The sequence below is a fragment of the Sphingomonas chlorellae genome, from assembly GCF_056485145.1.
Genome location: NZ_JBQXXM010000004.1, coordinates 85,389 through 108,733, shown reverse-complemented (window position 1 = coordinate 108,733; position 23,345 = coordinate 85,389). Strand labels below are relative to the sequence as shown.

Sequence of the window (23,345 nt, the reverse complement as noted above, 5' to 3'; positions counted from 1 at the left end):
GCGGCGGCTTCCTCCACGCGCGGCCCGGTGCGGCAACGTCATTTGGGTGACGGCAGCACGGGCATTTTCTGCTATGACGGCATTGCGCGTGGCGACTCGCCTGCCGCGCCCGCCGGCGATGCCGGCTCGATCAGGCTCAGGCGTTTTATCCGGACGCGGTCCGAACCCAGGGGAGCCGTTGTGATGACCGACCATGATCGCGATTATTTCCGAAGGCGCGAGGACGAGGAGCGCGCACAGGCCGCCCGTAGCGATGATCACTGCGCGCGATTGATCCACCTCCAGCTCGCCGAGCGGTATCAGACGCTGCACCGGGCAATGGGGCTGTTGACGCCGCGCCTTGCCTGAACCGCCCGTCGGCGGTTGCTTCAGGCTGGGCGGAGCGCTTCGACTTGCGTGAGCCCGAACCGCGCCAGCGCCGGCGCCAGCGCGCGGGCATGCGAATCGAGTGCGGTGAAGATCGCTCGGCCTGGCACCGGGCTTTCGGGCCATTGCTGTCCCTGCGTGAGATAGGCGACTCGCCGCGCGATGCCCGGCCCGCCGTCGACAAAGCGTACCGGGTGCGGCGCCGCTGCGGCGAGTTCCGCCTCGACCAGGGGAAAATGCGTGCAGGCGTTGACGATCACGTCGACGCGCTCGCCGCCCGGCTGTCCCAGCAGCCCGTCGAGCACGGCGCGCAGGCGCGCAGGCGACGGCGTCTCGCCGGCGAGCTTGGCCTCCGCCAGTTGGACCAGTTCGGCCGATCCGTGCCGGAGCACCAAGCAATCGGCCGCGAACCGGGCCGCGAGATCGTCGACATAGGGTTGCCGAACGGTCGCCTCGGTCCCCAGTACGCCGATCGCGCGCGTCCGGCTCATCTCGGCGGCGGGTTTGATCGCGGGAACGGTGCCGACGATCGGCAGGTCGAGCGCGGCGCGTACAGCCCCCAGCGCGATCGTCGAGGCGGTGTTGCACGCGATGACGATCAGCCGCGGATCGAATCGCTCTGCCAGGCGGCCGAGCAGGGCCGGTACCCGTCCGGCGATTTCCGCCTCGGTCTTCGTACCATAGGGGAAGCCGGCCGAGTCGGCGACATAGACGAGCGGAGCCTGCGGCAGCAGTCGGGCGGTGGGGCCCAGCACCGACAGGCCGCCGATGCCGGAATCGAAGAACAGGATAGGACGCGGGTCTGACACGCGAGTCGGCACTTTCGCAGACATGGGAATCGTTGCGCCGACCTATTGGACCGCTTAGCTTGGTGGCAACAGGGGGTAATCTGCGTTGACCGATTTTCTGTGGACTGCGCCCGCGGGGGCGATCCTGCTGGGCTATCTCCTGGGGTCGATTCCCTTCGGCGTGCTGTTGACCCGGCTCGCCGGGGCGGGCGATCTGCGCCAGATCGGTTCGGGTAATATCGGCGCCACCAATGTCCTGCGCACCGGGCGCAAGGGGCTGGCCGCCGCGACGCTGCTGCTCGACCTCCTCAAGGGCTCGGCGGCGGTCCTGCTGGCGGCGTTGGTTGTGCCGGGCGGCGGCGTGCTGGGCGGGGTCGCGGCCTTTTTCGGTCATTGCTATCCGGTGTGGCTGCGCTTTCGCGGAGGCAAGGGTGTCGCAACGATGATGGGAATCGTCGTCGCGCTCTATTGGCCGGCGGGTCTCGTCTATGCCGTGGTGTGGCTGGGGCTGCTCGCGCTCGCGCGGATCTCGTCGCTGGCCGGGATGACTGCGGCGATCAGCGCACCGGTGGCCTGTGCCTGGTTCGGACGCTTCGATCTGGTGCTGCCGTTGCTCGCGCTGACGCTCGTTGTCTTGTGGAAGCATCGCGAGAATATTGATCGCCTGCTCAGTGGCACCGAACCGCGCATCGGTTCGCGGGGCAGGAGCTGAGCGCGCCGATGGCCGACGGGCGGGAGGCACGGCTAAGGCTTTTGCGCTCGGCCAATATCGGGCCGGTGTCCTATGCACAGCTCGTGGCACGGTTCGGCAGTGCCGAAGCGGCGATCGACGCAATCCCGATGCTGGCGGCACGCGGCGGCGGTCGTGCGCCGGTGCTGGCCGATCTGGCGGCGATCCGGCGCGAAATCGCCAAGGTCGAACGGCTGCGCGCGCGCTACCTGTTCATCGACGATCCTGCCTATCCGGCGTTGCTCGCCCGGCTCGAAAACGCACCGCCGGCGTTGATCGTCCAGGGTGATATCACGCTGCTCGCGCGCCCCTGCGTTGCGATGGTCGGCGCCCGCAATGCTTCGGCCGCCGCGTGCCGGTTCGCGCGGATGCTGGCCCAGGGGCTTACCGAACGCGGCTTTACCGTGGTTTCGGGGCTGGCGCGCGGGATCGACACCGCCGCCCATCACGGCTCGCTCGACGGCGGCACCGTCGGGGTCATTGCCAGCGGGATCGACGTTGCCTTTCCTCCTGAAAATGCCGAACTGCAGGCGGCGATCGCCGCCCGCGGGGTGCTGCTGGCCGAGCAGCCGCCCGGGACCGAGCCGCTTGCCCGTTTTTTCCCGGCGCGCAACCGCATCATCGCGGGTCTCGCGCTCGGCACGGTGGTGGTCGAGGCGGCGCCGCGTTCGGGCTCGCTGATCACCGCGCGCATCGCCGCCGATGCGGGGCGTGAGGTGATGGCCGTTCCCGGCTCGCCGCTCGATCCGCGCGCGCAGGGGTGCAACGCGCTCATCCGCGACGGCGCCACGCTGATTCAGAACGCCGACGATGTGATCGAGGCGCTGGGGCCGATCGATTCGCGTGTCGTGCGCTCGATCGGCGTCGGCTTCGGCACGCCGCCGCTCCACGACGCCAGCGATGCGGAGCGGGCGCGGATCCTCGACCTTCTCGGCCCGGTCGCGGTCAGCGTCGACGAAATCGTCCGCCAGTCGGGCGCCAGCCCCGCGGCGGTGCAGATGGTGCTGCTCGAACTCGAACTCGGCGGCCGCCTGGAACGCCACGCCGGCGCGCGCGTATCGCTGCTACTCTAAAGCTGCTCGGTCCTCGTCGTCAGCTGTCGCGTTTCCGGCTCGGAAGCTTGAGTTCGCTTGCCAGCACACCCGCCAGAATGAACGCCGCACCGAGCCAGGCGAGTGCGGGCAGTCGTTCGCCGGCGATCCGGCCGAATACCCCCGCCCATACCGGCTCGCCGGCATAGATGACGGTGGCGCGTGTCGGTGAAACCGACTTTTGCGCCCAGTTCATCGCCAGTTGGATCACCGCGCTGGCAAGCCCCAGGCCCACGCCCGCGACCAGCCAGATCCAGCTGAAGCCCGGCAGCTTTTCGCCGAACAGCGGCATCGCGGCAAAGGAGAACAGCCCCGCCGACAGCAACTGCACCACCGTCACGCGTGCGCTGTCCACGCGCGGTGCGAAATGGCCGATCAGCAGGATCTCGCCCGCAATCGCCAAAGCGCTCGCCAGCGTCGCGACGGCTCCCTCGCTCAGTTCGAGCGAACCTGCTTCGGGCGCCGTCAGCAGCATCAATCCGGTGAAGGCGAGCGCGATTCCGATCCAGCTCATCAGGCGCGGTCGTCGCCGCAATGCCGCCCATTGCACCAGGGGGACCAGCGGCACGTACATGGCCGTGATGAAGGCCGACTGGCTCGCGCTGATCGTTCGCAATCCGTGCGTCTGGAGCGCATAGCCGAGCAGGATCGACAGGCCGATCGCCGCGCCGGCAAACAGTTCGGCGCGCGTCAGCCCGCGCATCGCCCGGTAAAAGAACAGCAGTGCCATGCCCCCTGCGACGATGAAGCGCAGCCCGACGAAGAACAGCGGGCCGCAATGCTGCATCGCCAGGTGCACGATCAGGAACGTGGTGCCCCACAGCATCGTGATCGACAGCAGCACCAGCTCCTCGCGCGTGAAGGACAGGGCGGGGCGATGTTCGACGGAGGACGGCATGCGGCGGCCTTTCCGGCCAAATGGCGTCGCGATCAACCCCGGCCCGATCTCCCGAATAGATGTGCTGCGGTGACGCCGAGGCTGTTGCGACTTGTTCGCAAGTCTCGGCTATGGCATCGCGTTGTGGTGCCGACCGACGATCCGCCCCCACCTGAATCCGCGCCTGCGCCATCCGCGCCGGCGGGGGCTCGCGCACATTTGGGGCGGGCGGCCTATCTGGTGCTCGGGCTGGTTTTTCTCGCGCTCGGCATCATCGGCGCGTTTCTGCCGGTCATGCCGACGACGATTTTCCTCATCCTTGCCGCATGGTGCTTCGGCCGTTCGTCGCCTCGGCTCGAAACATGGCTGCTCGATCACCCCCGCTTCGGCGCGACGCTGCGCGCCTGGCGGGCGGAGGGGGCGATTCCCCGCCGGGCAAAGGGCTATGCCCTTGGCGGTATGGCGCTAGGCTTCGCGCTGTTTTGCTGGGGCGCACATCCGCGCTGGTGGGTGACGGTGCTGGTCGCGGGCTTCTTCGCCGCCTGTGCCGCGTTCGTGGTGTCCCGGCCTGCGCCCTCGGGCGGACGGGTGGCGTAACCGGCTGTGCTCGGCTAGGCACGCGTGCCGACCAGACTTGACGGGGGCGTGATGCGCTCCCCACTCTCGTACGCATACGCGTAAGGACCCGATAGACCATCCATGCAGCTTGTCATCGTCGAGTCGCCCGCCAAGGCGAAAACCATCGAGAAGTATCTGGGCAAGGACTATCGTGTCCTCGCCAGCTATGGCCATGTCCGCGACCTGCCCGCCCGTGACGGGTCGGTGAACCCCGACGACTCGTTCGCGATGGAGTGGGAGACCTATGCCGACAAGTCGAAGCAGCTGAAGGCGATCGCCGACGAGGCGAAGAAGGCCGACCGTCTGATCCTCGCGACTGACCCTGATCGCGAAGGCGAGGCGATCAGCTGGCACGTCCGCGAGGTGCTCAAGAACAAGAAGGCGCTCCCCAAGGAGGTCGAGCGCGTCACCTTCAACGCGATCACCAAGCCGGCGATCCTCCACGCGATGCAGCATCCGCGCGAGCTGGATACCGACCTGATCGACGCCTATCGCGCCCGCCGCGCGCTCGACTATCTCGTCGGCTTTACCCTCTCGCCGGTGCTGTGGCGCAAGCTGCCAGGCGCCAAGTCGGCGGGCCGCGTCCAGTCGGTGGCGCTGCGGCTGATCGTCGGGCGCGAGCGCGAGATCGAAAGCTTCGTCGCGCAGGAATATTGGTCGGTCATCGCCGAGATGGAATCGGACGGCACGCCGTTCCAGGCGCGCCTCGTCAAGTGGAAGGGCGAGAAGCTCGACCGCCTCTCGATCGGCGACCAGGGCAGCGCCGAGGCCGCCAAGAAGGCGGTCGAGGAAGGCCGCTTCACCGTCGTCGCGGTCGAGACCAAGCCGGCGATGCGTAACCCGCCGCCGCCCTTCACGACGTCCACGCTGCAGCAGGAAGCCGCACGCAAGCTCGGCTTCTCGGCCAGCCACACGATGCGGATCGCGCAGGCGCTCTACGAGGACGGCGCGATCACCTATATGCGTACCGACGGCGTCCAGATGGACCCCTCGGCGATCCAGGCGGCACGCAAGGCAGTGGCCGATCGCTATGACGGCAGCTACGTGCCGGACAAGCCGCGCCAGTACCAGACCAAGGCGAAGAACGCCCAGGAAGCGCACGAGGCGATCCGCCCGACCGACTTCGGCAAGGACCGCGCCGGCTCGGGCGACCATGCCAAGCTGTACGACCTGATCTGGAAGCGCGCGCTCGCCAGCCAGATGGCCTCGGCGCGCATGGAGCGCACGACGGTCGATCTGGCGGACGGCACCGGCCAGCACGGGCTTCGCGCCACCGGCCAGGTGGTGCTGTTCCCCGGCTATCTCGCGCTCTACGAAGAGGGCAAGGACGACGAGGGCGACGAGGACAGCCGCCGCCTCCCGCGCATGTCGGAGGGCGCCTCGCCCGCCAAGAAGGCGGTCAACGCCGAGCAGCACTTCACCCAGCCGCCGCCGCGCTTTTCCGAAGCCTCGCTGGTCAAGCGGCTGGAAGAGCTCGGTATCGGTCGTCCGTCGACCTATGCCTCGATCATCCAGGTGCTTAAGGACCGCGCCTATGTGCGGGTGGAAAAGAACCGCTTCTTCGCCGAGGAGAGCGGCCGGCTGCTGACCGCCTTCCTCGAACGTTTCTTCGAGAAGTACGTGTCGTTCGACTTCACCGCCGAGCTGGAGGAAGAGCTGGACGACGTGTCCGGCGGCCGCGCCGCCTGGCAGGCGGTGCTGGAAGCCTTCTGGCGCGACTTCAAGCCGCGCACCACCGAGGTGATGGAGCAGAAGCCCTCCGACATCACCGCGGCGCTCGACCAGTTCCTCGAGCCGTACCTGTTCCCCGCCAAGGCGGACGGCAGCGATCCGCGGCTGTGCCCGAATTGCGGCGTCGGCAAGCTGGCGCTGCGCGGGGGCCGGTTCGGCGCGTTCGTGGCGTGCTCCAACTATCCCGAGTGCAAGTACACGCGGCGCTTCGGCCAGCCGGGCGGCGAAGGGGCTGAGGACACGGGGCCGGAAGTGCTCGGCACCGATCCGGACACCGGTCTGCCGGTGGAGCGCAAGGTGGGCCGGTTTGGTCCCTATATCCAGCTCGGCGAGGGCAAGGATGCCGCGCGCGCCTCGATCCCGAAGGACGTCGATCTCGACCTTGAATGGGCGCTGAAGCTCCTGAAGCTGCCGCGCACCATCGGCGATCACCCGGAGACCGGCAAACCGATCACCGCCTCGATCGGCCGCTATGGCCCCTATCTGGCGCATGACGGCAAGTACGCACGACTCCAGTCGACCGCGGACGTGTTCGAAACCGGCATGAACGCGGCGGTGGTCAAGCTGGCCGAGGCTGCGGCGGGCGGTGGTCGCCCGGCGCGCGGTGCCGCGCGCGAACCGCTCAAGGTGCTCGGCAAACATCCGCGCACCGAGGCCGAAATCAAGCTGATGGAAGGCCGTTACGGCCCCTACATCACCGACGGCGAGACCAACGCGACTTTGCCCAAGACGATCGACAAGGACGCGCTGACGCTCGAGGAAGCCGCCCAGCTGATCGACGCCAAGGCGGCGGCGGGCCCGTCGAAGGGGAAGAAGAAGGCGGCCCCCAAAAAGGCTGCCGCGAAAAAGCCGGCAGCCAAGAAGGCTCCCGCCAAAAAGGCCGCGACGAAGGCGTCGTCAGCGGCCTGAGCCCTGACGCCGGGAGGGGGCGCTCCCTTCCCGGTTCTCCGGGTCGAGCCGGCGAAACCGGGGTGGGGGCTCCGGCGCGGGTCCGCGATTAGGCCGCGCGACGCTCCAGCCCGCGCAGCCATGCGCGCGCCGCCTTCTGCGCCTCGATGATTTCGCGCGCCGTCATGTCCTCGGCGACTTCGGCCCGGCACGATTGGGCGACGTTGCTGCCCAGCGAGGCGGCGACGTTGAACCATTTGTGCGCCTCGATCATGTCGATCTCGACGCCGTCGGCGCCGCTCGAATACATGATGCCCAGGTCGAAACACGCCCGGACATCGCCGTCCTCGGCGTCACGCAACCGGCTTTCCACAAGAAAGCGCGCACTCTTCAGGCTGTTTCCCATCGCCCGAGCCCCTGTTCTGGCTGCCTCACATGCTGCGAGCTTGCCGGGGCGACGGAAACAATCGGTTAACGGCGTTAACTGTGTTCTCCCGGAGTGACCGGAATATTGTCGATCAGCCGCGTCGTCCCGATCCGCGCGGCGGCGAGCAGGCGCATCGGCCGCCCCGCTTCGGGTTCGCCCAGCGTCTCGGCATCGGCCAGCACCAGATAATCGAGCTCGAAACCCGCGGCCGCCAGCATCTCGCGTGCCTGTGCCAGCGCCGCTTCCGGGTCGCCCCCCTTGCTGATCGCGCGTTCGGCAACGCCCAGCGCGCGCGGCAACGCCACGGCGCGCGTGCGCTCGTCGTCGATCAGATAGACATTGCGCGACGAACGGGCGAGGCCGTCATCCTCGCGCTGCGTGGGAACGCCCACGATCTCGATATCCAGATCCAGATCGGCGACCAGCCGCCGGATCACCGCCAGCTGCTGCCAGTCCTTCTCGCCGAACAGCGCGACGTCGGGGCGAACCTGGTTGAACAGCTTGGTCACCACCGTGGCGACGCCGTCGAAATGACCGGGGCGGCGCTCACCCTCCAGCACATTGCTCACCCCGCCGACCGAAATCGACGTGGCAAAGCCCTCGGGATACATTTCCTCGACTGCCGGCAACCACAACAGGTCGACGCCGGCGTTGGTCAGCATCCGCGCATCGGCCTGTTCCTTGCGCGGATATTTGGCCAGGTCCTCGCTGGGACCGAACTGGCGCGGATTGACGAAGATCGAGACGACGACAAGGTCGGCGCTGCGACGCGCGGCCTCCACAAGCGCCATGTGCCCATCGTGCAGCGCGCCCATCGTGGGCACGAGCGCGATGCGCTTGCCTGCGCGGCGGCCCGCGGCGAGCGCTTCGCGAAGGTTGGCAAGCTGACGGACGGTTTGCACGCTTCAACTCTTTCGATAGGATAGGAAGGCCGGCCTTCTATGGGTCCAGGGCGGCTCGATCAATAAAGGATGTTTGTGGCTTTGAACGAAGGACCGAAGCGGCTCCACGTTATCGTCTTCGCGAACGAGAAGGGCGGGACGGGTAAATCGACCACCGCCGTGCATACCGCCATTGCGCTTGCCTCCAAAGGGGCTCGAGTCGCCTGTTTCGACCTCGATCACCGCCAGCGTACCACAGGCCGCTATCTCGACAACCGGCTGGCGACGATCCGTCGCACCGGCCGCAATCTGCCGATGCCGATCTACGAGACGCATGACGGCGAGAGCATGGACTTCTTCGCCGAGACGCTCGAACGCCTGGGCGATCAGGTCGACTTCATGGTGATCGACACGCCCGGCCGCGACGACAAGTTCGCCCGCATCTCGGTCACCAACGCCGACACGCTCGTCACGCCGATGAACGACAGCTTCGTCGATTTCGACCTGATCGGTCAGGTCGATCCCGAAAGCTTCCGCGTGCTGCGCCCCAGCTTCTACTCCGAGATGATCTGGGAATCGCGCAAGCGCCGCGCTAAGGCCGATGGCGAGACGATCGACTGGGTCGTGCTCCGCAACCGCATGCAGCACATCGAGGCACGCAACATGCGCCGTGTCTCCGACGCGATCGACCAGCTTTCCAAGCGCGTCGGCTTCCGCGTGATCTCGGGTCTGTCCGAACGCGTGATCTATCGCGAACTGTTTCCCCAGGGGCTGACGATGCTCGACTCGCGTGAATTCGGCGAAATGGGGCTCAGCCATGTGGCCGCGCGCCAGGAACTGCGCGAGATGATGGCGGGGCTGGCGCTGCCCGAAGCGGCGCCGCAGCTGCTCTGATGCTCAAGCTCGTCCTGGCGCTCGTCGTCGCCTATCTCGGCTATCGGCTGTGGCTCGGCCCCAGCCGGTACCGGGCAGGGCGGCCGATCGCGCCGGGGGAGGGGCGGCGCTCCGACCCGTCGCCGTCCGCGCGGCTCGACGATTCGGCGGCCGCCGCGCGTGCGGTGCTCGGTGTCGGGCCGGATGCCGATGCCGACGCGATCCGCGCCGCGCATCGCCGGCTGATCGCGGCGGTGCATCCAGATCGTGGGGGATCGACCGAGCTTACCCGTCAGATCAATGCCGCGCGCGACACGCTGCTTGCCCGGCTGGGATGATCCGTTTCGCAGCGGCAGCATGATCGGATCGTCCGGCGGACCGGCTTCGGGGGCAGTTTTGCAGTCGGCGTGTTGCTGCCACGCACAATCGCACCGTTCCGCCTGTGCAATTGAACTTTATCCGCGCGTCGGGGATTAGACGCGCGCAATCGTTTCGGGAGGCATCATGACGCATCGGTTCGACCCCACTTCGCTGCGTGAATATGACATTCGCGGGATCGTGGGGCAGACGCTGGGCCCCGACGACGCGCGCGCGATCGGGCGCAGCTTCGGCACCGTGCTGCGTCGTGCCGGCGGCACGCGGATCGCGGTGGGGCGCGACGGTCGCCTGTCGTCGCCCGAACTCGAGGCGGCGCTGGTCGACGGACTGGTCGCTTCCGGCGTTGACGTCGTCCGCATCGGCATGGGGCCGACGCCGATGCTCTATTATGCCGAAGCGACGCTCGAGGTCGACGGCGGCATCCAGATCACGGGCAGCCACAATCCCGGCCACTATAACGGCTTCAAGATGGTGCTTCAGCACCGACCTTTTTTCGGCGAGGACATTCAGGCGCTCGGGCGGATGGCCGAGGCGGGCGACTGGGAGGACGGCGAGGGCAGCGTCACCGACGCCGACGTGATGGACCTTTACGTCTCGCGGCTCGTCGCCGGCTATGCGGGCGGCGCCTATCGGATCGGCTGGGACGCGGGCAACGGCGCGGCGGGTCCGGTGATCGAGCGGCTGGTCCAGCAGCTTCCGGGCGAGCATTTCACGCTGTTCACCGATGTCGACGGGCATTTCCCCAACCACCATCCCGATCCGACCGAGGAAAAGAATCTCGAACATCTGCGCCGGCTGGTCGCGGAAAAGAACCTCGACTTCGGCGTGGCCTTCGACGGCGACGGCGACCGGCTGGGTGCGATCGACGGCAAGGGCCGCGTGATCTGGGGCGATCAGCTGCTCGCGATCCTTGCCGAGCCGGTGCTGCGCGTCGAGCCCGGCGCGACGATCATCGGCGACGTCAAGGCCAGCCAGGCGCTCTATGACCGCATTGCCGAACTCGGCGGCACGCCGCTGATGTGGAAGACCGGCCACAGTCTCATCAAGACCAAGATGAAGGAAACGCACGCGCCGCTCGCGGGCGAGATGAGCGGCCACATCTTCTTTGCTCAGGATTATTACGGCTTCGACGACGCCCAATATGCAGCCGTCCGGCTCATCCAGGCGGTGCATGTCATCGGTCGCTCGCTCACCGAGATTCGCGAGGCGATGCCCGAAATGGTCAACACGCCTGAAATGCGCTTCCAGGTCGACGAAAGCCGCAAGTTCGCGGTCGTGAACGAAATCCTCGAACGGCTCGAGGCCGAGGGTGCCGACGTCAACCGCACCGACGGCGCCCGGGTCAACACGCCCGACGGCTGGTGGCTGCTGCGCGCGTCGAACACGCAGGACGTGCTCGTCGCGCGTGCGGAGGCCAAGACGCACGAGGGGCTCGATCGGCTGATGGCGCAGATTGACGCGCAACTCGCCGCCAGCGGGCTTCAGCGCGGACCGCAGGCGGCGCATTGAGCGCGGCCGTGGCGCCGTGTCCCGCCCGGGGCACGGCGCCGCCGCGCTTTTGACTGGCAATCCGGGCGCGAAGCTCCCATTTCGGGGCCATGGCATCGCCACCTCCCACTCTGATCCGCGTCATTGATCTCGAAACCACGGGCGATAAACCGCCCACCCATGCGGTGTGCGAGATCGGCTGGCAGGACATCGTCCTCGGCCCCGACGGGCGCTGGGAGATCGAGGGCGAGGGCGGCAGCCGTCTCGTCAATCCGGGCCGGCCGATTCCGCCGCTTACCATGGCGGTCCACCATATCCGCGACGAGGATGTGGCTGACGCGCCCTATTGGCACGACGTCGCGCGCGCGATCCTCGATCCCTGGCCGCGCCGCGTCGCGCTGGCCGCGCATCGCGCCGATTTCGAACAGCAATTCTGCACCCCTGCGCTGACGCGCGGCGCCGACTGGATCTGCACCTGGAAGTGCGCGATGCGGCTCTGGCCCGGCTCGCCCGGCTTTTCGAACCAGATGCTGCGCTATTGGCGCCGGCCCGACGGGCTCGAGCACGAACGCGGCCTGCCCGCGCATCGCGCCTTTCCCGACGCCTATGTCACCGCCTTTCACCTGCGCGACATGCTCAACGAGGTCAGCCTGGCACAGCTGGTCGAATGGTCGCGCCTGCCCGGCTTGCTACCGCGCGTCCGCTACGGCCCCGACCGGGGCAAGGAATGGAGCGAGATCGGCGAGGATTCGCTGATCGGCTTCCTGTCCGATCGCGATCCCGACATCCGCTACACCGCCGAGCAGGAATATGCCCGTCGTTCGGGGGGCGGGCTGGTCGGTCGCGGCGGCGCGACGCAGGATCTGCTGTTCTGACGAGGATGGGGTGAAGCCGTGGCGTGCCGCGGTTCAGCGGCGGCCCGCCAGCAGCATCCGCACACCCTCCAGCACCAGTCCATAGACAAGGTGCGATGCCGCGCCATAGGCGTGGCTCGCCACCGGCGCGGCGTCGGGCGCGGGGGCAAGGCCCGCTGCGGGGACGGCGCCTTCGTCGAGCAGCGCGGCGGTTGCGATCCCATAGGCGGTGCCGAACCCCGATCGCGCTTCCGGGCGGTATTCGGTCAACACGCCATAGATTCCGCCCAGCACGCCCCCGACCAGATAATGCACGCCCTGGCCTGCCGCGGCGCGGTGTCCGGCGGGGACGGGGAGCCCGGTTGCGGCGGTATGCACGAGATCGGCGGCCTTCACGGTCGCCGGCTCGGCGTCGTCCTTGCCCGCCTCGGGAACCAGCTTCTCCGCCTGGTGCTGGAACGCCGCCATCGCCGCCGAGGCGACGAGACCGGCGGCAATTCCTGCCGCCAGACCGACGAGCGGCCGGGGCGCCTTCGCCGGTTTGGCTCCAACCGATTTCGTTTCCGCCATCTGTGCGCTCCCTTCCGTTTGGCCGTCGGCAGCCTGCCGTTCGACGGCGCACGCCCAACGCGCCGGGCATCCGGCGGTTCGTTCAGTTGGCGACGCGTACCGCCGGATGGCGGCGCTTGGCCAGCATCGACACCACGCTGTCCTGCCCCGCCAGATGCGCTGCGCCCACCGCGACGAACACCGTGCCCGGCTGGTCGAGCCGATGGACGATCCAGTCGGTCCAGCGCGCATTGCGGTCGGTCAACAGCACCTTGGCGAGTTCGGGCGTCTCGTCGAGCGATTCGTTCATCACTTTCGCCAGCCCCTCGGGGTCGCCCGCCGCCCAGCGCGCGACCATCTTGTCGAGTTCGCTGCCCATCTTCGGGTAATCGTCGATCACCGATACCAGATATTTGATCTGCAACGGCTCGGCCATGTCGGCGAGGTAGCCGAGCTGCTGGTCGAACGTTTCCAGCCCCTCGACGGGCTTGCCGCTTGCCTTGGCGGCGGCGGCGAGCACCTTCTCGGCGCCGCTGTTCGGGTCATAGCCGAGCTTGGGCAGTCCCGCGACGCTCAGCGTCACCGCCGCCATCCAGGGGCGGAACACGTCCAGCCCTGCGGGCGGGATGCCCAGCGCGCCCAGCGTCGCGGCATAGGCGCCGCGCTTGGCCTCGGGGAGCTTCTGCGACAAGGGCGTGCCGCCGAGGTCGAGGCCGCGGCTCGCGACGCTCTGCTGCATCGTCGCCGCATCGGGTTCGACCATCTCGAGCACCAGCGTGTCGCTGCGTTCGAACGCCTTCTTCACCGCGCCGTCGAACCAGCTCAGGCTCGGCTTCAGCACATGCACCGTGCCGAACAGATAGATGGTGGTGTCATCGTCCTTTACCACCCACAGCGCGGGATGTGCGGCAACGCGCGCGGCAGCCGCCTGCGGCTGGGGGGCGGCAGGGGCGGCCTGTGCCCAGCCGGCCGCCGGCTGGAACGCGAGTGCCAGCGCTGCCGCCGTGCCGAAAATCCTGTCGATCAACGCCTGTTCCTCTCCAATGCGGCGCCGGCGGCCGCGGGTCACTGGCCGGCGAGTTCCTTCAGCGGGGTGCCTGTGTCCGCCAGCCGGGCGGGGTCGATCGCCAGCCGCTCGACCACCAGCTTGCGTCCCTGTACATAGTCGCGCGTCGCGTTGACGCAGTCGAGCGCGATCACCCGCCCCTCGCGCAGATAGATAACCGAAAAGCTGCGCGTCGCGGGATCACCGCGCACGACGACCGCGTCGTGCCCGGCGGACAGTCCCACCGTCTGCAGCTTCAGGTCATATTGGTTCGACCAGAACCACGGTACCGCGTCATAATGGGCGGCCGCCCCGGCGATCGTGCGCGCGGCGACGGTCGCCTGATCGTTGGCGTTCTGCACCGATTCGAGCCGGATCTCGGCGCCGTCGGCATAGGCGTTGGCGTGAAGCGCGCAGTCGCCGACGGCAAAGACGTGCGGCAGGCTGGTGCGGCACTGCGCATCGACGCGCACGCCGTTGCCGCCCTCGGCCCCGGCGGCGAGCAGCGGCGCGACTGCCGGGATGATCCCGATGCCCACGATCACCATCTCGGCGGGCAACACGCTGCCGTCGGTCAGCCGCACGCCGGTCGCGTGCGTCGTGCCTTCGATGCACGCGACCGCCGCGTTGAGCCGCAGGTCGACGCCATGCGCGCGATGCTCGTCCTCGAAAAAGCGTGACAGCGGCGTACCCGCGACGCGTGCCAGCACGCGATCCTGCGCCTCGACCACCGTGACGGTGCGTCCCAGCTTGCGCAGCACCGCCGCGGCCTCCAGCCCGATATAGCCGCCGCCGATGACGACGACGCGCTCGACCTCGGGCAGCTCGGCGATCATTCGGTCGACATCGGCGCGCGTGCGGACCGAATGGACCCCTGTCAGCGTCGCGCCGTCGCAGCCGAGCATCCGGGGCTTGCCTCCGGTCGCCCATATCAGGTTGCCATAGCCGATCTGCTCGCCGCTCGCGGTCGTCACCGTGCGTGCCGCTGCGTCGACCGCGACGATCGTGCAGCCGGGACGGAAGCCGATCTTCCGCTCGTCCCAGAATGCCGGCTGGCGGATCAGCAACCGTTCGAACGGCTTGTCCCCCGCCAGATACTCCTTCGACAGCGGCGGCCGCTCATAGGGCAGCTCGGGCTCGTCGCCGGCCACCAGGATGCTGCCCGCAAAGCCGTTCTGGCGCAGTGCGATGGCAGCCTGCGCACCGGCATGGCCCGCGCCGACGATGAGGACGTCCGTCTCGGTCATGCCTGCATCCGCGCTGCGTGCCAGCCGACATGCTCGGCGAGGAAGGTGGAGACAAAATAATAGCTGTGGTCATAACCCGGCTGCCGCCGCAGCGTCAGCTTGATCCGCGCGGCGGCGCAGGCGGCTTCGAGCAGTTCGGGGCGAAGCTGCTCGGCGAGGAATCCGTCGGCATCGCCGACATCGACCAGGATTTCGTCCAGCCGCGCGCCGTCGGCGATCAGCGCGCAGGCATCGTATCGGCGCCAGGCGGCACGGTCGTCGCCCAGATAGCCGGTCAGCGCCTTCTCGCCCCACGGCACCAGTGCGGGCGCGACGATCGGGGCAAAGGCCGAGACGCTGCGGAACCGCCCGGGGTTACGCAGCGCGATCGTCAGCGCGCCGTGTCCGCCCATCGAATGGCCGGTGATTCCCTGCCGCGACAGGTCGGCCATCGGGAAGTGTGCGGCGATCAGCGCGGGCAGCTCCTGCTCGATATAGCGCGCCATCTGGAAATGGGTGCGCCACGGCGCCTCGGTCGCGTCGACATAGAAGCCCGCGCCCTGTCCGAAATCATAGGCATCGTCGTCGGGGACGCCGTCGCCGCGCGGTGACGTGTCGGGGGCGATCAGGATCACGCCATGTTCGACGCACGCACGGCGATACTCACCCTTTTCGGTGACGTTGGCATGCGTGCAGGTCAGCCCCGAAAGATACCACAGCACGGGCAGTCGCGCGCCCTCGTCATGCGGCGGGACATAGACCGAAAAGGTCATTGGCGTGCCCGTTGCCGTCGAGGCGTGGCGGTAGACACCCTGAACGCCGCCAAAGGCGCGGTTGGTCGAAAGCGTTTCGATCGTCATTGGAAAACCACCGTCTTGCTCTGGTTCAGGAATACGCGATGCTCGCCCACGGCATGCACCGCGCGGGCGAGCACCTGCGCCTCGATATCGCGGCCGATACGGATCAGGTCGTCGACGCTGGCGCGATGATCGACGCGTTCGACCGCCTGCTCGATGATCGGTCCTTCGTCGAGATCGCCGGTGACGAAATGGGCGGTCGCGCCGATCAGCTTCACGCCCCGGGCATGCGCGCGGTGATAGGGGCGGGCGCCCTTGAAGCCGGGCAGGAAGCTGTGATGGATATTGATGCAGCGTCCTGCCAACGCCTTGGTGAGCGTGGGCGACAGCACCTGCATATAGCGGGCGAGCACCAGATAGTCGGCGCGGCTTTCGGCCATCAGTGCCAGGATCGCCGCCTCCTGTTCGGGCCGGTTGGCGTCGTCGACCGGCAGGTGATGGAACGGCACGCCGTGCCATTCGGCCAGCGCGCGCAATGCGTCATGGTTGGACACGACTGCGATGATCTCGGCCGCCAGCGCATCGCTCGCGCGCCGGTGGAGCAGGTCGGCAAGGCAGTGTGATCCCTTCGACACCGCCACCACCATCCGCGGCCGCGCGGCCTGCGGGGTCAGCGACCAGTCGAGCGCCAGTGCCTGCGCGACCGGCGCGAAGGCCGCACGCAGCGCCTCGTCCTCGGGAAAGCGCGGCCCGCCCCGCTGGAAGACGATGCGCAGAAAGAAGCGCCCCGTCTCCAGATCGGCATATTGCTGGCTGTCGAGGATGAATCCGTCGCGCTCGGCCAGAAAGCCGCTCACGCCCGCCACGATGCCGACCCGGTCGGCGCAGGTCAGCGTCAGGATCCAGTTCGACATCGTGTGGCGGCCGGTTCAGGCCGCCGCGCGGTACATCGCGCAGAGCTTGTTGCCGGCGGGATCGCGCAGATAGGCGAGATAGAGCTTGCCGAACGTCCCTTCGCGCCAGCCCGGCGGGTTCTCGCAGGGCGTGCCGCCATGCGCCGCGCCTGCGGCATGCCAGGCGTCGACCGCATCGGTGTTCGCCGCCGCGAAGCCCAGCGTCCCGCCATTGGCGTGGCAGGCAGGCTCGCCGTCGATCGGCTTGGTCAGCATGAACACGCCGCCATCGTGCACATAGATGGCACGCCCCTTGGGATCGATGCGGCCCGGCGCGATCCCCAGCGCGCCCAGCGCCGCGTCATAGAAGGTCTTGGACGCCGCGATATCGTTGGCGCCCAGCATCACATGGCTGAACATGGTCTTTCCTCCCCTCAGTAAAGCACGACGCTGCGGATGCTCTCGCCCGCATGCATCAGGTCGAAGCCCTTGTTGATTTCTTCCAGCGTCAGGACGTGGGTGATCATCGGGTCGATCGCGATCTTGCCGTTCATGTACCAGTCGACGATCTTCGGCACGTCGGTCCGGCCCTTGGCGCCGCCGAACGCGGTCCCCTTCCAGACGCGGCCGGTGACCAGCTGGAACGGGCGGGTGCTGATCTCCTTGCCCGCCTCGGCCACGCCGATGATGATCGATTCGCCCCAGCCGCGATGGCAGCATTCGAGCGCGGTGCGCATCACCTCGGTATTGCCGGTCGCATCGAAGCTGTAGTCAGCGCCGCCGTCGGTCAGCTCGACCACCTTGGCGACGATCTGTTCGCGCGACATGCCCTTGGTGTTGAGGAAATGGGTCATGCCGAACTTGCGGCCCCATGCCTCGCGGTCCGGGTTGACGTCGATGCCGATGATCTTCGAAGCCCCGGCGAGCCGTGCGCCCTGGATCACGTTGAGGCCGATGCCGCCCAGGCCGAACACCACCACGGTCTCGCCCACCTGCACCTTGGCGGTGTTGACCACCGCGCCGACGCCGGTGGTGACGCCGCAGCCGATATAGCAGCTGGTCTGGAACGGCGCGTCCTCCCGGATCTTCGCCACCGCGATCTCGGGCAGCACGGTGAAGTTCGAGAAGGTCGAACAGCCCATGTAATGATAGATCGGCTGGCCCTTGTAGCTGAAGCGCGTGGTGCCGTCGGGCATCAGCCCCTTGCCCTGCGTTGCGCGGATCGCGGTGCACAGGTTGGTCTTGCCGCTGAGGCACGACTTACACTGGCGGCATTCGGGGGTGTAGAGCGGGATCACGTGGTCGCCGGGCTTCACGCTGGTCACGCCCGCGCCCACCTCGCGCACGATGCCCGCGCCTTCATGGCCGAGCACGCTCGGGAAAATGCCTTCCGAATCGAAACCGTCGAGCGTGTAGGCATCGGTGTGGCAGATGCCGGTGGCCATGATCTCGACGAGGACTTCGCCGGGCTTGGGGCCTTCCAGATCGAGTTCGACGATCTCCAGCGGCTTCTTCGCCTCGAAGGCGACGGCGGCGCGGGTCTTCATGCTTCCTCCTGAAACGGGGCGCGAATGCGTGGTTCGCTGGCCTGATCGGGGAAGCGCGCGGCCGATGCAAGACGGCAAAGCGGACGGGCGGCGGGAATCAGGGCTGGCGAAGGGCGGGGGGCTTGCCCTTCGCCAGCCGGATGGGTGATCTCAACGCAATACGAGGAACGCGATCAGCGCGATCGAAAGGCCGGTGCCGCTTGCGCAGCATAGCAATCCGGCGCTGCACTGGCACAATGCTGGCTCGAAGCGTTGCATGGCACCTCTCCTAAATGCCCGCCGGTCTTTTGCGCCGGCTGGGTCGATGGGGAGGCTAACACAGATTCGCGCCGCCGCAAGCGTCTTGAACGCGCGGCGCTATCCGTATTTTCCCGCTGGCCGCAGCGTCAGTCCTCGGCCTCGGCGCGCGTGACCGCGTCGGTCAGCTTGACGACCAGCTTTTCCAGCTCCGCGATCTCGTCGGGGTCCAGCGTCCCGAAGATCCGCGTCACCAGCCCCGATCGCATCGGTTCGGATGCGGCGACGGCGCGTCTTCCTTCCTCGGTGATCGAGACGCGCTTCACCCGGCGGTCGCGCGGGTCGGGGGTGCGGACGACCAGCCCGTCGCGTTCCAGTCCGTCGAGCGCTTCGGTCACCGTCCGCGGCGCCAGCTGGAACCATTCGGCCAGATCGGTCGCGCGCAGCGTGTCGTGGTCCGACAACCGGATCAGCAATTTGGTGCGCGCGAGCGAGGCCCCCTGCGCCGCCATGCGCCGGTCGAGCAACCGATGCGTGCGCAGATAAAGCTTGGCGAAGTCGGTGGCGAGCTGGTCGATTTTGTTCATGAGATTATGAGGAACCTCATTACATGGTATTGCGTTATGCTGCAAGTGCGAGCATAGCGCTCGTTCCTTCGCCTGCTGCTGGGATAGCCGATACGATGTCCGACCGCGTCGACCCGGATAACAACCCCGATAACGCCCCGACCCCCGAAGAAGATGCCGCCCCCGCGATGCCGCCGCGCAAAAAGGCGCGGATGCGCATCATCCTGCTCGTCGTGGCTGTGATCCTGCTGGTCGGGGGCGGACTGTGGTTTCTCGATTACGAGCGCCACGGCAAATATCAGCAGACGACCAACGACGCCTATATCCAGAGCGACGCGATCGTCGTCTCGTCCAAGGTCGCGGGCTATGTCACCCGCGTGCTGGTCGGCGAGAACCAGACGGTGCGCGCGGGCCAGCCGCTCGTGGAGATCGACCCGCGCGACTATCGCGCCCAGGCGGCGCAGGCGACGGCGCAGATCGGCGTTGCCCAGGCGGGGGCCGAGGGCATCCGCGCGCAGATCCAGGAACAGATGGCCGCGATCGACCGCGCCCGCGCCGATGTCGCCGCTGCCGAGAGCCGCGTCGCCTTCGCGCACAGCGAAGTGACGCGTTACGCGCCGCTCGCCGCGAGCGGTGCCGAATCGGGCGAGCGCCTCGCCCAGCTGCGCGATCAGGAACGCCAGGCGGCGGCTCAGCTTGCCAGCGCGCGCGCCGCACTCGCGGCGGCGCAGCGTCGCGTCGGCACGCTCAACGCCCAGATCGGCCAGTCGCAGGCCCAAGCCCAGGCGGCGCAGGCCCAGCTCGCCGCCGCCAACGTCAATCTCGGCTCGACGCGCATCGTCGCCGCGAGCGACGGGCGGATCGGCAACAAGAGCGTCGAGGTCGGCCAGTATGTCCAGCCCGGTTTGCGGCTGATGTCGGTCGTGCCGACGCACAACCTCTATATCGAGGCCAATTTCAAGGAAACGCAGGTCGCGCTGATGCGCGTCGGCCAGCCCGTGACGATCAAGGTCGACGCGCTCGACGGCGTCAAGCTTCACGGCCGCGTCGAAAGCTTCTCGCCGGGCACGGGCGCGCAATTCTCGCTGCTTCCGCCGCAGAACGCGACCGGCAACTTCACCAAGATCGTCCAGCGCATTCCCGTGCGCATCGCGATCGACGCCGGGCCGCAGACGCGCCAGCTGCTGCTCCCGGGCATGTCGGTCGAAGTCACCGTCGACACCCTGTCGGCGCGCGGTGCGCGCGAACAGATCGAACGCGAGGAAAAGGCGCGCGCCCGGGGGCGGCAGTGAGCAGCGCCGCGCCGGCCGCCGCCGCCGCGCCTGCGCGAAACCCCGAACGCGCCGATCTCACCGCCTGGCTGGCGGTGGCGGCGGGCAGCCTCGGCGCGCTGATGGCGACGCTCGACATCTCGATCGTCAATTCGTCGCTGCCGACGATCCAGGGCGAGATCGGCGCCAGCGGGACCGAGGGGACGTGGATCGCCACCTCCTATCTCGTCGCCGAGATCATCATCATCCCGCTCAGCGCGTGGCTCGAACGCGTGTTCGGGTTGCGGACCTTCCTGCTCGCCGCCGCGGTGCTGTTCACGCTCTTCTCGGTGATGTGCGGCCTGTCGACCTCGCTCACGATGATGATCATCGGGCGCGTGGGGCAGGGCTTTACCGGCGGCGCGCTGATCCCCACCGCGATGACGATCATCGCGACGCGGCTTCCCCCTAGTCAGCAGCCGATCGGCACCTCGATGTTCGGCGTCACCGCGATCCTGGGGCCGGTGCTCGGCCCGCTGATCGGCGGCTGGCTGACCGAGAATATCAGCTGGCACTATGCCTTCTTCATCAACGTGCCGGTCAGCGGGCTGCTGATCCTGCTCCTGCTGCTCGGGCTGCCGCACCAGCGCCCGCATCTCGGCGAGCTTCGTGACGCCGACTGGCTCGGCATCATCGGCATGGCGCTCGGCCTCGGCGGCCTCACCGTCGTGCTCGAGGAGGGCCAGCGCGAACAATGGTTCCAGTCCGAACTCATCATCCGCCTGTCGGTGATGACTGCGTTCGGCTTCGTGCTGCTGATCGCCGGCCAGTTCCTCGCGCGCAAGCCGGTGATCCGCCTCGCGCTGCTCCTCGACCGCCAGTTCGGCAGCGTCGCGCTGATGGCGATCGTGCTCGGCATGGTGCTCTACGGCACCTCCTATGTCATCCCGCAGTTCCTGGCGTTCATCGCCGGCTACAACTCGCTTCAGGCGGGGCAGATCGTGATGATCTCGGGCATTCCCAGCCTGTTGCTTATGCCGCTCACGCCGCTGCTCATGCGCACGGTCGACATCCGCATCGCCGTCGCTTTCGGCCTGGGCGTGATGGCGACAAGCTGCTGGATCGACACCGTGCTCACCCCGTTCTCGGTCGGCACCGCGTTCATCGATTCACAGCTGTTGCGCGGCGTCGGTACGGTGTTCGTGATGCTGTTCCTCAACCAGGCGGCGATCCGTTCGGTGCCCGCGCGCTATGCCGGCGACGCCTCGGGGCTGTTCAACGCCGCGCGCAACATCGGCGGCTCGGTCGGGCTGGCGCTGCTCGCCACGGTGCAGGACCAGCGCAGCTGGTTCCACCAGCGCCGGCTCGAAGAGACGCTCTCCGCCAACGGGGTCGCCGTTCAGGACTATGTCAACGGCCTCGCGCGCCAGTTCGGCGGGCACGATGCCGCGCTGCGGATGATCGGCTCGACGATCCAGCAACAGGCGCTGGTGATGACCTACAACGACATGTTCTGGTTCCTCGCCGTCGGCATCTTCATCGTGATGCCGCTCGTCCTCTTCCTGCGCCCGTTGCCCAAGGGCGCGCCGGTTATGATGCATTGAGGCTCATGATGCGCCATCTCGCCGTCCTTCCGCCGCTCGCGCTCACGCTGCTGCTCGTCGCCGGGTGCACCATGGGCCCCGATTATCAGGGGCCGCCCAAGCCGCTCGCCGGCGGCGCGGTCGCGGGACCGTTCGCGCGCGGTGGCGCCGCGGTACAGCCGGCGGCACCCATCGCGGCGCGCTGGTGGAGCGTGCTCGGCGACGCGACGCTAGATTCGCTCGAAACGCGCGCGCTCGCGGCCAGCCCCAACCTCGCGCTTGCCCAGGCGCGCGTGCGCCAGGCGCGCGGCTCGCTCCGGCTCGAACGCGCCAATGCCGCGCCCAGCCTTTCGGCGATGGGCGCCTATGCCCATGCCGAAGCCCCCGGCATCAGCCTTCAGCAACGGCCGTCGGGCGAAACGGGCGCCAGCGCCGACCGCACCTCGCTCGACTTCTACAACGCCGCGCTCGATGCGAGCTGGGAGATCGACCTGTTCGGCGGTCGTCGTCGCAGCACCGAGGCGGCGCGCGCCGCGGTCGAGGCGGCCGAGGCCAATCTCGCCGATGCCCAGGTCCAGCTCACCGCCGACGTCGCCCAGGCCTATGTCAATCTGCGCGACCGGCAACAGCGCCGCGCGCTCGCCCAGCGCGCGGCCGAGATGCAGCGCCAGATGCTCGAGCTCGTTCGCCAGCGCCAGTCGCGCGGCGCCGCCTCGGCGCTCGATGTCGAGCGGCTCCAGGGGCAGGTCCGCGCGACCGAGGCGCAACTCGTCCCGATCGACGCCGAAATCGCGGCGTTCATGAACGCGCTCGCGGTGCTCACCGGCGTCCAGCCCGGTGCGCTCGATGGCGAGCTGCGCGCGCCCGCGCCGATCCCGCTGCCGCCCGCGACCGTTGCCGTCGGCGATCCCGAATCACTGCTGCGCCGCCGCCCCGACGTGCGCGCCGCCGAGCGCAGCCTCGCGGCGCAGACTGCCAAGATCGGCGTTGCCGAGGCCGCGCGGTTCCCGCGGCTCAGCTTCATGGGGCTGCTCGGCCTGGGCGGCACTTCGCCCGCCGATCTGGTCGACATCGACAAGGTCGTCGCGCTCGCCGCGCCGCAGCTGCAATGGAATTTCGCCGATTTCGGCCGCGGCGGCGCCCGGGTCGAGCAGGCGCAGGGCGCGCGCGACGAGGCCGAGGCGCAATATCGCCGCGCGGTGCTCAACGCGCTCAAGGATGCCGAGGATTCGCTCGCCCGCTTCGCGGCGCAGCGCGACAATGTCGCGGCGCTCGCACGGGTCAAGGCGTCGGCGGACCGCGCCTCGGCGCTGATGCAGCAGCGCTATCGCGCCGGCACCGCCACGCTGATCGACGCGCTCGACGCCGAACGCCAGCGGCTCGCCGCCGACCAGAATCTGGCCCAGGCGACCGCGATGCTCACCGCCGATTTCGTGGCGGTCCACAAGGCACTGGGGCTCGGCTGGGACGACGGCGGACGCTGATCCGGCGTCGTCGTCCCGAACCGGCGGGTGCGCGCCGCGAACGGCGCTGGCCGCCCTGCGCATCGGTCGCAGGGGCGTTGGTCGGCGATGGGAAAGGAGGAAATGGTGCTGCCGGTGAGGATTGAACTCACGACCTCAGCCTTACCAAGGATGCGCTCTACCACTGAGCTACGGCAGC

At 68.3% G+C, this 23,345-nt stretch carries 24 protein-coding genes and 1 tRNA gene; 12 read left to right on the top strand and 13 right to left on the bottom strand.

The features are described from left to right. Positions 1 to 183: 183 nt before the first annotated feature. Positions 184 to 348, top strand: a complete 165-nt coding sequence (locus ACT3CF_RS11915) for a hypothetical protein (RefSeq protein ID WP_478423025.1) — start codon at positions 184 to 186, stop codon at positions 346 to 348. Between the two features lie 20 nt (positions 349 to 368). Here ACT3CF_RS11915 and murI read toward each other — a convergent pair whose 3' ends face one another. After that, positions 369 to 1,175 (bottom strand): glutamate racemase, encoded by an 807-nt coding sequence (murI, locus tag ACT3CF_RS11910; protein ID WP_478423023.1) that lies wholly within the window; start codon positions 1,173 to 1,175, stop codon positions 369 to 371. 85 nt (positions 1,176 to 1,260) lie between these two features. Between murI and plsY the strand changes: the two genes are divergently transcribed. Both plsY and dprA read left to right on the top strand, forming a co-directional pair. Then, positions 1,261 to 1,866, top strand: a complete 606-nt coding sequence (gene plsY, locus ACT3CF_RS11905; RefSeq protein ID WP_478423022.1) for a glycerol-3-phosphate 1-O-acyltransferase PlsY — start codon at positions 1,261 to 1,263, stop codon at positions 1,864 to 1,866. A gap of 8 nt (positions 1,867 to 1,874) precedes the next feature. Next, positions 1,875 to 2,957: a DNA-processing protein DprA gene (dprA, locus tag ACT3CF_RS11900; RefSeq protein WP_478423020.1), complete on the top strand. Its 1,083-nt coding sequence runs from the start codon at positions 1,875 to 1,877 to the stop codon at positions 2,955 to 2,957. Between the two features lie 19 nt (positions 2,958 to 2,976). Here dprA and ACT3CF_RS11895 read toward each other — a convergent pair whose 3' ends face one another. Continuing rightward, complete coding sequence (locus ACT3CF_RS11895) at positions 2,977 to 3,873, bottom strand: DMT family transporter (protein WP_478423019.1); 897 nt, start codon at positions 3,871 to 3,873, stop codon at positions 2,977 to 2,979. Between ACT3CF_RS11895 and ACT3CF_RS11890 the strand changes: the two genes are divergently transcribed. Both ACT3CF_RS11890 and topA read left to right on the top strand, forming a co-directional pair. After that, positions 3,853 to 4,449, top strand: a complete 597-nt coding sequence (locus tag ACT3CF_RS11890; protein WP_478423017.1) for a YbaN family protein — start codon at positions 3,853 to 3,855, stop codon at positions 4,447 to 4,449. The two genes, ACT3CF_RS11895 and ACT3CF_RS11890, sit on opposite strands and share 21 nt — an antisense overlap. A gap of 102 nt (positions 4,450 to 4,551) precedes the next feature. After that, on the top strand, positions 4,552 to 7,110 hold the full coding sequence (gene topA, locus ACT3CF_RS11885; RefSeq protein WP_478423015.1) for a type I DNA topoisomerase: 2,559 nt from the start codon (positions 4,552 to 4,554) through the stop codon (positions 7,108 to 7,110). Positions 7,111 to 7,198: 88 nt separating this feature from the next. On the opposite strand, the gene ACT3CF_RS11880 is transcribed toward topA, so the two are convergent. Both ACT3CF_RS11880 and panC read right to left on the bottom strand, forming a co-directional pair. Next, entirely contained in the window at positions 7,199 to 7,495 is a 297-nt protein-coding gene (locus ACT3CF_RS11880; protein WP_478423014.1) for a hypothetical protein, read from the bottom strand. 74 nt (positions 7,496 to 7,569) lie between these two features. Then, positions 7,570 to 8,418, bottom strand: coding sequence for a pantoate--beta-alanine ligase (panC, locus tag ACT3CF_RS11875; protein ID WP_478423013.1), 849 nt, complete (start codon positions 8,416 to 8,418; stop codon positions 7,570 to 7,572). Between the two features lie 81 nt (positions 8,419 to 8,499). Here panC and ACT3CF_RS11870 point away from each other — a divergent pair, with 81 nt between their 5' ends. From ACT3CF_RS11870 to ACT3CF_RS11855, 4 genes are all read left to right on the top strand, one after another. Continuing rightward, positions 8,500 to 9,291, top strand: coding sequence for a division plane positioning ATPase MipZ (locus ACT3CF_RS11870; protein WP_478423481.1), 792 nt, complete (start codon positions 8,500 to 8,502; stop codon positions 9,289 to 9,291). After that, complete coding sequence (locus tag ACT3CF_RS11865) at positions 9,291 to 9,608, top strand: DnaJ domain-containing protein (protein WP_478423011.1); 318 nt, start codon at positions 9,291 to 9,293, stop codon at positions 9,606 to 9,608. The genes ACT3CF_RS11870 and ACT3CF_RS11865 overlap by 1 nt, the downstream gene beginning before the upstream one ends. Positions 9,609 to 9,774: 166 nt before the next feature. Beyond that, a complete protein-coding gene (gene pgmG / locus ACT3CF_RS11860; RefSeq protein ID WP_478423009.1) occupies positions 9,775 to 11,157 on the top strand; it encodes a phosphoglucomutase/phosphomannomutase PgmG in 1,383 nt (460 codons plus the stop codon). 89 nt (positions 11,158 to 11,246) lie between these two features. Further along, complete coding sequence (locus ACT3CF_RS11855; protein WP_478423008.1) at positions 11,247 to 12,011, top strand: 3'-5' exonuclease; 765 nt, start codon at positions 11,247 to 11,249, stop codon at positions 12,009 to 12,011. A gap of 33 nt (positions 12,012 to 12,044) precedes the next feature. On the opposite strand, the gene ACT3CF_RS11850 is transcribed toward ACT3CF_RS11855, so the two are convergent. The 8 genes from ACT3CF_RS11850 to ACT3CF_RS11815 all read right to left on the bottom strand — a co-directional run bounded on the left by ACT3CF_RS11850 (position 12,045) and on the right by ACT3CF_RS11815 (position 18,871). Further along, on the bottom strand, positions 12,045 to 12,560 hold the full coding sequence (locus ACT3CF_RS11850; RefSeq protein WP_478423007.1) for a DUF1440 domain-containing protein: 516 nt from the start codon (positions 12,558 to 12,560) through the stop codon (positions 12,045 to 12,047). A gap of 82 nt (positions 12,561 to 12,642) precedes the next feature. After that, positions 12,643 to 13,566, bottom strand: coding sequence for a TraB/GumN family protein (locus ACT3CF_RS11845; RefSeq protein WP_478423005.1), 924 nt, complete (start codon positions 13,564 to 13,566; stop codon positions 12,643 to 12,645). Positions 13,567 to 13,604: 38 nt separating this feature from the next. Next, positions 13,605 to 14,831 carry an NAD(P)/FAD-dependent oxidoreductase gene (locus tag ACT3CF_RS11840; protein WP_478423003.1) on the bottom strand — a complete coding sequence of 409 codons (1,227 nt, stop codon included), beginning with the start codon at positions 14,829 to 14,831 and terminating at the stop codon, positions 13,605 to 13,607. Further along, entirely contained in the window at positions 14,828 to 15,670 is an 843-nt protein-coding gene (fghA, locus tag ACT3CF_RS11835) for an S-formylglutathione hydrolase (RefSeq protein ID WP_478423001.1), read from the bottom strand. The genes ACT3CF_RS11840 and fghA overlap by 4 nt, the downstream gene beginning before the upstream one ends. After that, positions 15,667 to 16,521, bottom strand: coding sequence for a formyltetrahydrofolate deformylase (purU, locus tag ACT3CF_RS11830; RefSeq protein WP_478422999.1), 855 nt, complete (start codon positions 16,519 to 16,521; stop codon positions 15,667 to 15,669). The genes fghA and purU overlap by 4 nt, the downstream gene beginning before the upstream one ends. A 15-nt stretch (positions 16,522 to 16,536) precedes the next feature. Continuing rightward, the gene (locus ACT3CF_RS11825) at positions 16,537 to 16,920 is read right to left on the bottom strand and encodes a VOC family protein (protein ID WP_478422998.1); all 384 of its coding nucleotides are present in this window, start codon (positions 16,918 to 16,920) and stop codon (positions 16,537 to 16,539) included. Between the two features lie 14 nt (positions 16,921 to 16,934). Then, positions 16,935 to 18,047 carry an S-(hydroxymethyl)glutathione dehydrogenase/class III alcohol dehydrogenase gene (locus tag ACT3CF_RS11820; protein ID WP_478422996.1) on the bottom strand — a complete coding sequence of 371 codons (1,113 nt, stop codon included), beginning with the start codon at positions 18,045 to 18,047 and terminating at the stop codon, positions 16,935 to 16,937. A gap of 386 nt (positions 18,048 to 18,433) precedes the next feature. Further along, positions 18,434 to 18,871, bottom strand: a complete 438-nt coding sequence (locus ACT3CF_RS11815) for a MarR family winged helix-turn-helix transcriptional regulator (RefSeq protein WP_478422994.1) — start codon at positions 18,869 to 18,871, stop codon at positions 18,434 to 18,436. A gap of 167 nt (positions 18,872 to 19,038) precedes the next feature. On the opposite strand from ACT3CF_RS11815, the gene ACT3CF_RS11810 reads away from it, so the two are divergent. Genes ACT3CF_RS11810 through ACT3CF_RS11800 form a run of 3 tightly spaced genes read left to right on the top strand, consistent with a single transcriptional unit; the run spans position 19,039 to position 23,167 of the window. Beyond that, on the top strand, positions 19,039 to 20,142 hold the full coding sequence (locus tag ACT3CF_RS11810) for an HlyD family secretion protein (RefSeq protein WP_478422992.1): 1,104 nt from the start codon (positions 19,039 to 19,041) through the stop codon (positions 20,140 to 20,142). Further along, positions 20,139 to 21,704, top strand: a complete 1,566-nt coding sequence (locus ACT3CF_RS11805) for a DHA2 family efflux MFS transporter permease subunit (RefSeq protein WP_478422991.1) — start codon at positions 20,139 to 20,141, stop codon at positions 21,702 to 21,704. Before ACT3CF_RS11810 ends, ACT3CF_RS11805 begins: the two co-directional genes overlap by 4 nt. Before the next feature lie 8 nt (positions 21,705 to 21,712). Next, positions 21,713 to 23,167, top strand: coding sequence for an efflux transporter outer membrane subunit (locus ACT3CF_RS11800; RefSeq protein WP_478422990.1), 1,455 nt, complete (start codon positions 21,713 to 21,715; stop codon positions 23,165 to 23,167). 103 nt (positions 23,168 to 23,270) lie between these two features. Here the strand turns inward: ACT3CF_RS11800 and ACT3CF_RS11795 are convergent. Further along, a tRNA-Thr gene (locus tag ACT3CF_RS11795) sits at positions 23,271 to 23,345 on the bottom strand.

Coding starts and splice junctions, on each gene's coding strand:
- ACT3CF_RS11915 (WP_478423025.1), top strand. CDS start 184: ATGACCGACCATGATCGCGATTATTTCCGAAGGCGCGAGGACGAGGAG.
- dprA (WP_478423020.1), top strand. CDS start 1,875: ATGGCCGACGGGCGGGAGGCACGGCTAAGGCTTTTGCGCTCGGCCAAT.
- ACT3CF_RS11890 (WP_478423017.1), top strand. CDS start 3,853: ATGTTCGACGGAGGACGGCATGCGGCGGCCTTTCCGGCCAAATGGCGT.
- ACT3CF_RS11895 (WP_478423019.1), bottom strand. CDS start 3,873: ATGCCGTCCTCCGTCGAACATCGCCCCGCCCTGTCCTTCACGCGCGAG.
- topA (WP_478423015.1), top strand. CDS start 4,552: ATGCAGCTTGTCATCGTCGAGTCGCCCGCCAAGGCGAAAACCATCGAG.
- ACT3CF_RS11880 (WP_478423014.1), bottom strand. CDS start 7,495: ATGGGAAACAGCCTGAAGAGTGCGCGCTTTCTTGTGGAAAGCCGGTTG.
- ACT3CF_RS11865 (WP_478423011.1), top strand. CDS start 9,291: ATGCTCAAGCTCGTCCTGGCGCTCGTCGTCGCCTATCTCGGCTATCGG.
- pgmG (WP_478423009.1), top strand. CDS start 9,775: ATGACGCATCGGTTCGACCCCACTTCGCTGCGTGAATATGACATTCGC.
- ACT3CF_RS11855 (WP_478423008.1), top strand. CDS start 11,247: ATGGCATCGCCACCTCCCACTCTGATCCGCGTCATTGATCTCGAAACC.
- ACT3CF_RS11850 (WP_478423007.1), bottom strand. CDS start 12,560: ATGGCGGAAACGAAATCGGTTGGAGCCAAACCGGCGAAGGCGCCCCGG.
- ACT3CF_RS11840 (WP_478423003.1), bottom strand. CDS start 14,831: ATGACCGAGACGGACGTCCTCATCGTCGGCGCGGGCCATGCCGGTGCG.
- fghA (WP_478423001.1), bottom strand. CDS start 15,670: ATGACGATCGAAACGCTTTCGACCAACCGCGCCTTTGGCGGCGTTCAG.
- purU (WP_478422999.1), bottom strand. CDS start 16,521: ATGTCGAACTGGATCCTGACGCTGACCTGCGCCGACCGGGTCGGCATC.
- ACT3CF_RS11825 (WP_478422998.1), bottom strand. CDS start 16,920: ATGTTCAGCCATGTGATGCTGGGCGCCAACGATATCGCGGCGTCCAAG.
- ACT3CF_RS11820 (WP_478422996.1), bottom strand. CDS start 18,047: ATGAAGACCCGCGCCGCCGTCGCCTTCGAGGCGAAGAAGCCGCTGGAG.
- ACT3CF_RS11815 (WP_478422994.1), bottom strand. CDS start 18,871: ATGAACAAAATCGACCAGCTCGCCACCGACTTCGCCAAGCTTTATCTG.
- ACT3CF_RS11810 (WP_478422992.1), top strand. CDS start 19,039: ATGCCGCCGCGCAAAAAGGCGCGGATGCGCATCATCCTGCTCGTCGTG.
- ACT3CF_RS11800 (WP_478422990.1), top strand. CDS start 21,713: ATGCGCCATCTCGCCGTCCTTCCGCCGCTCGCGCTCACGCTGCTGCTC.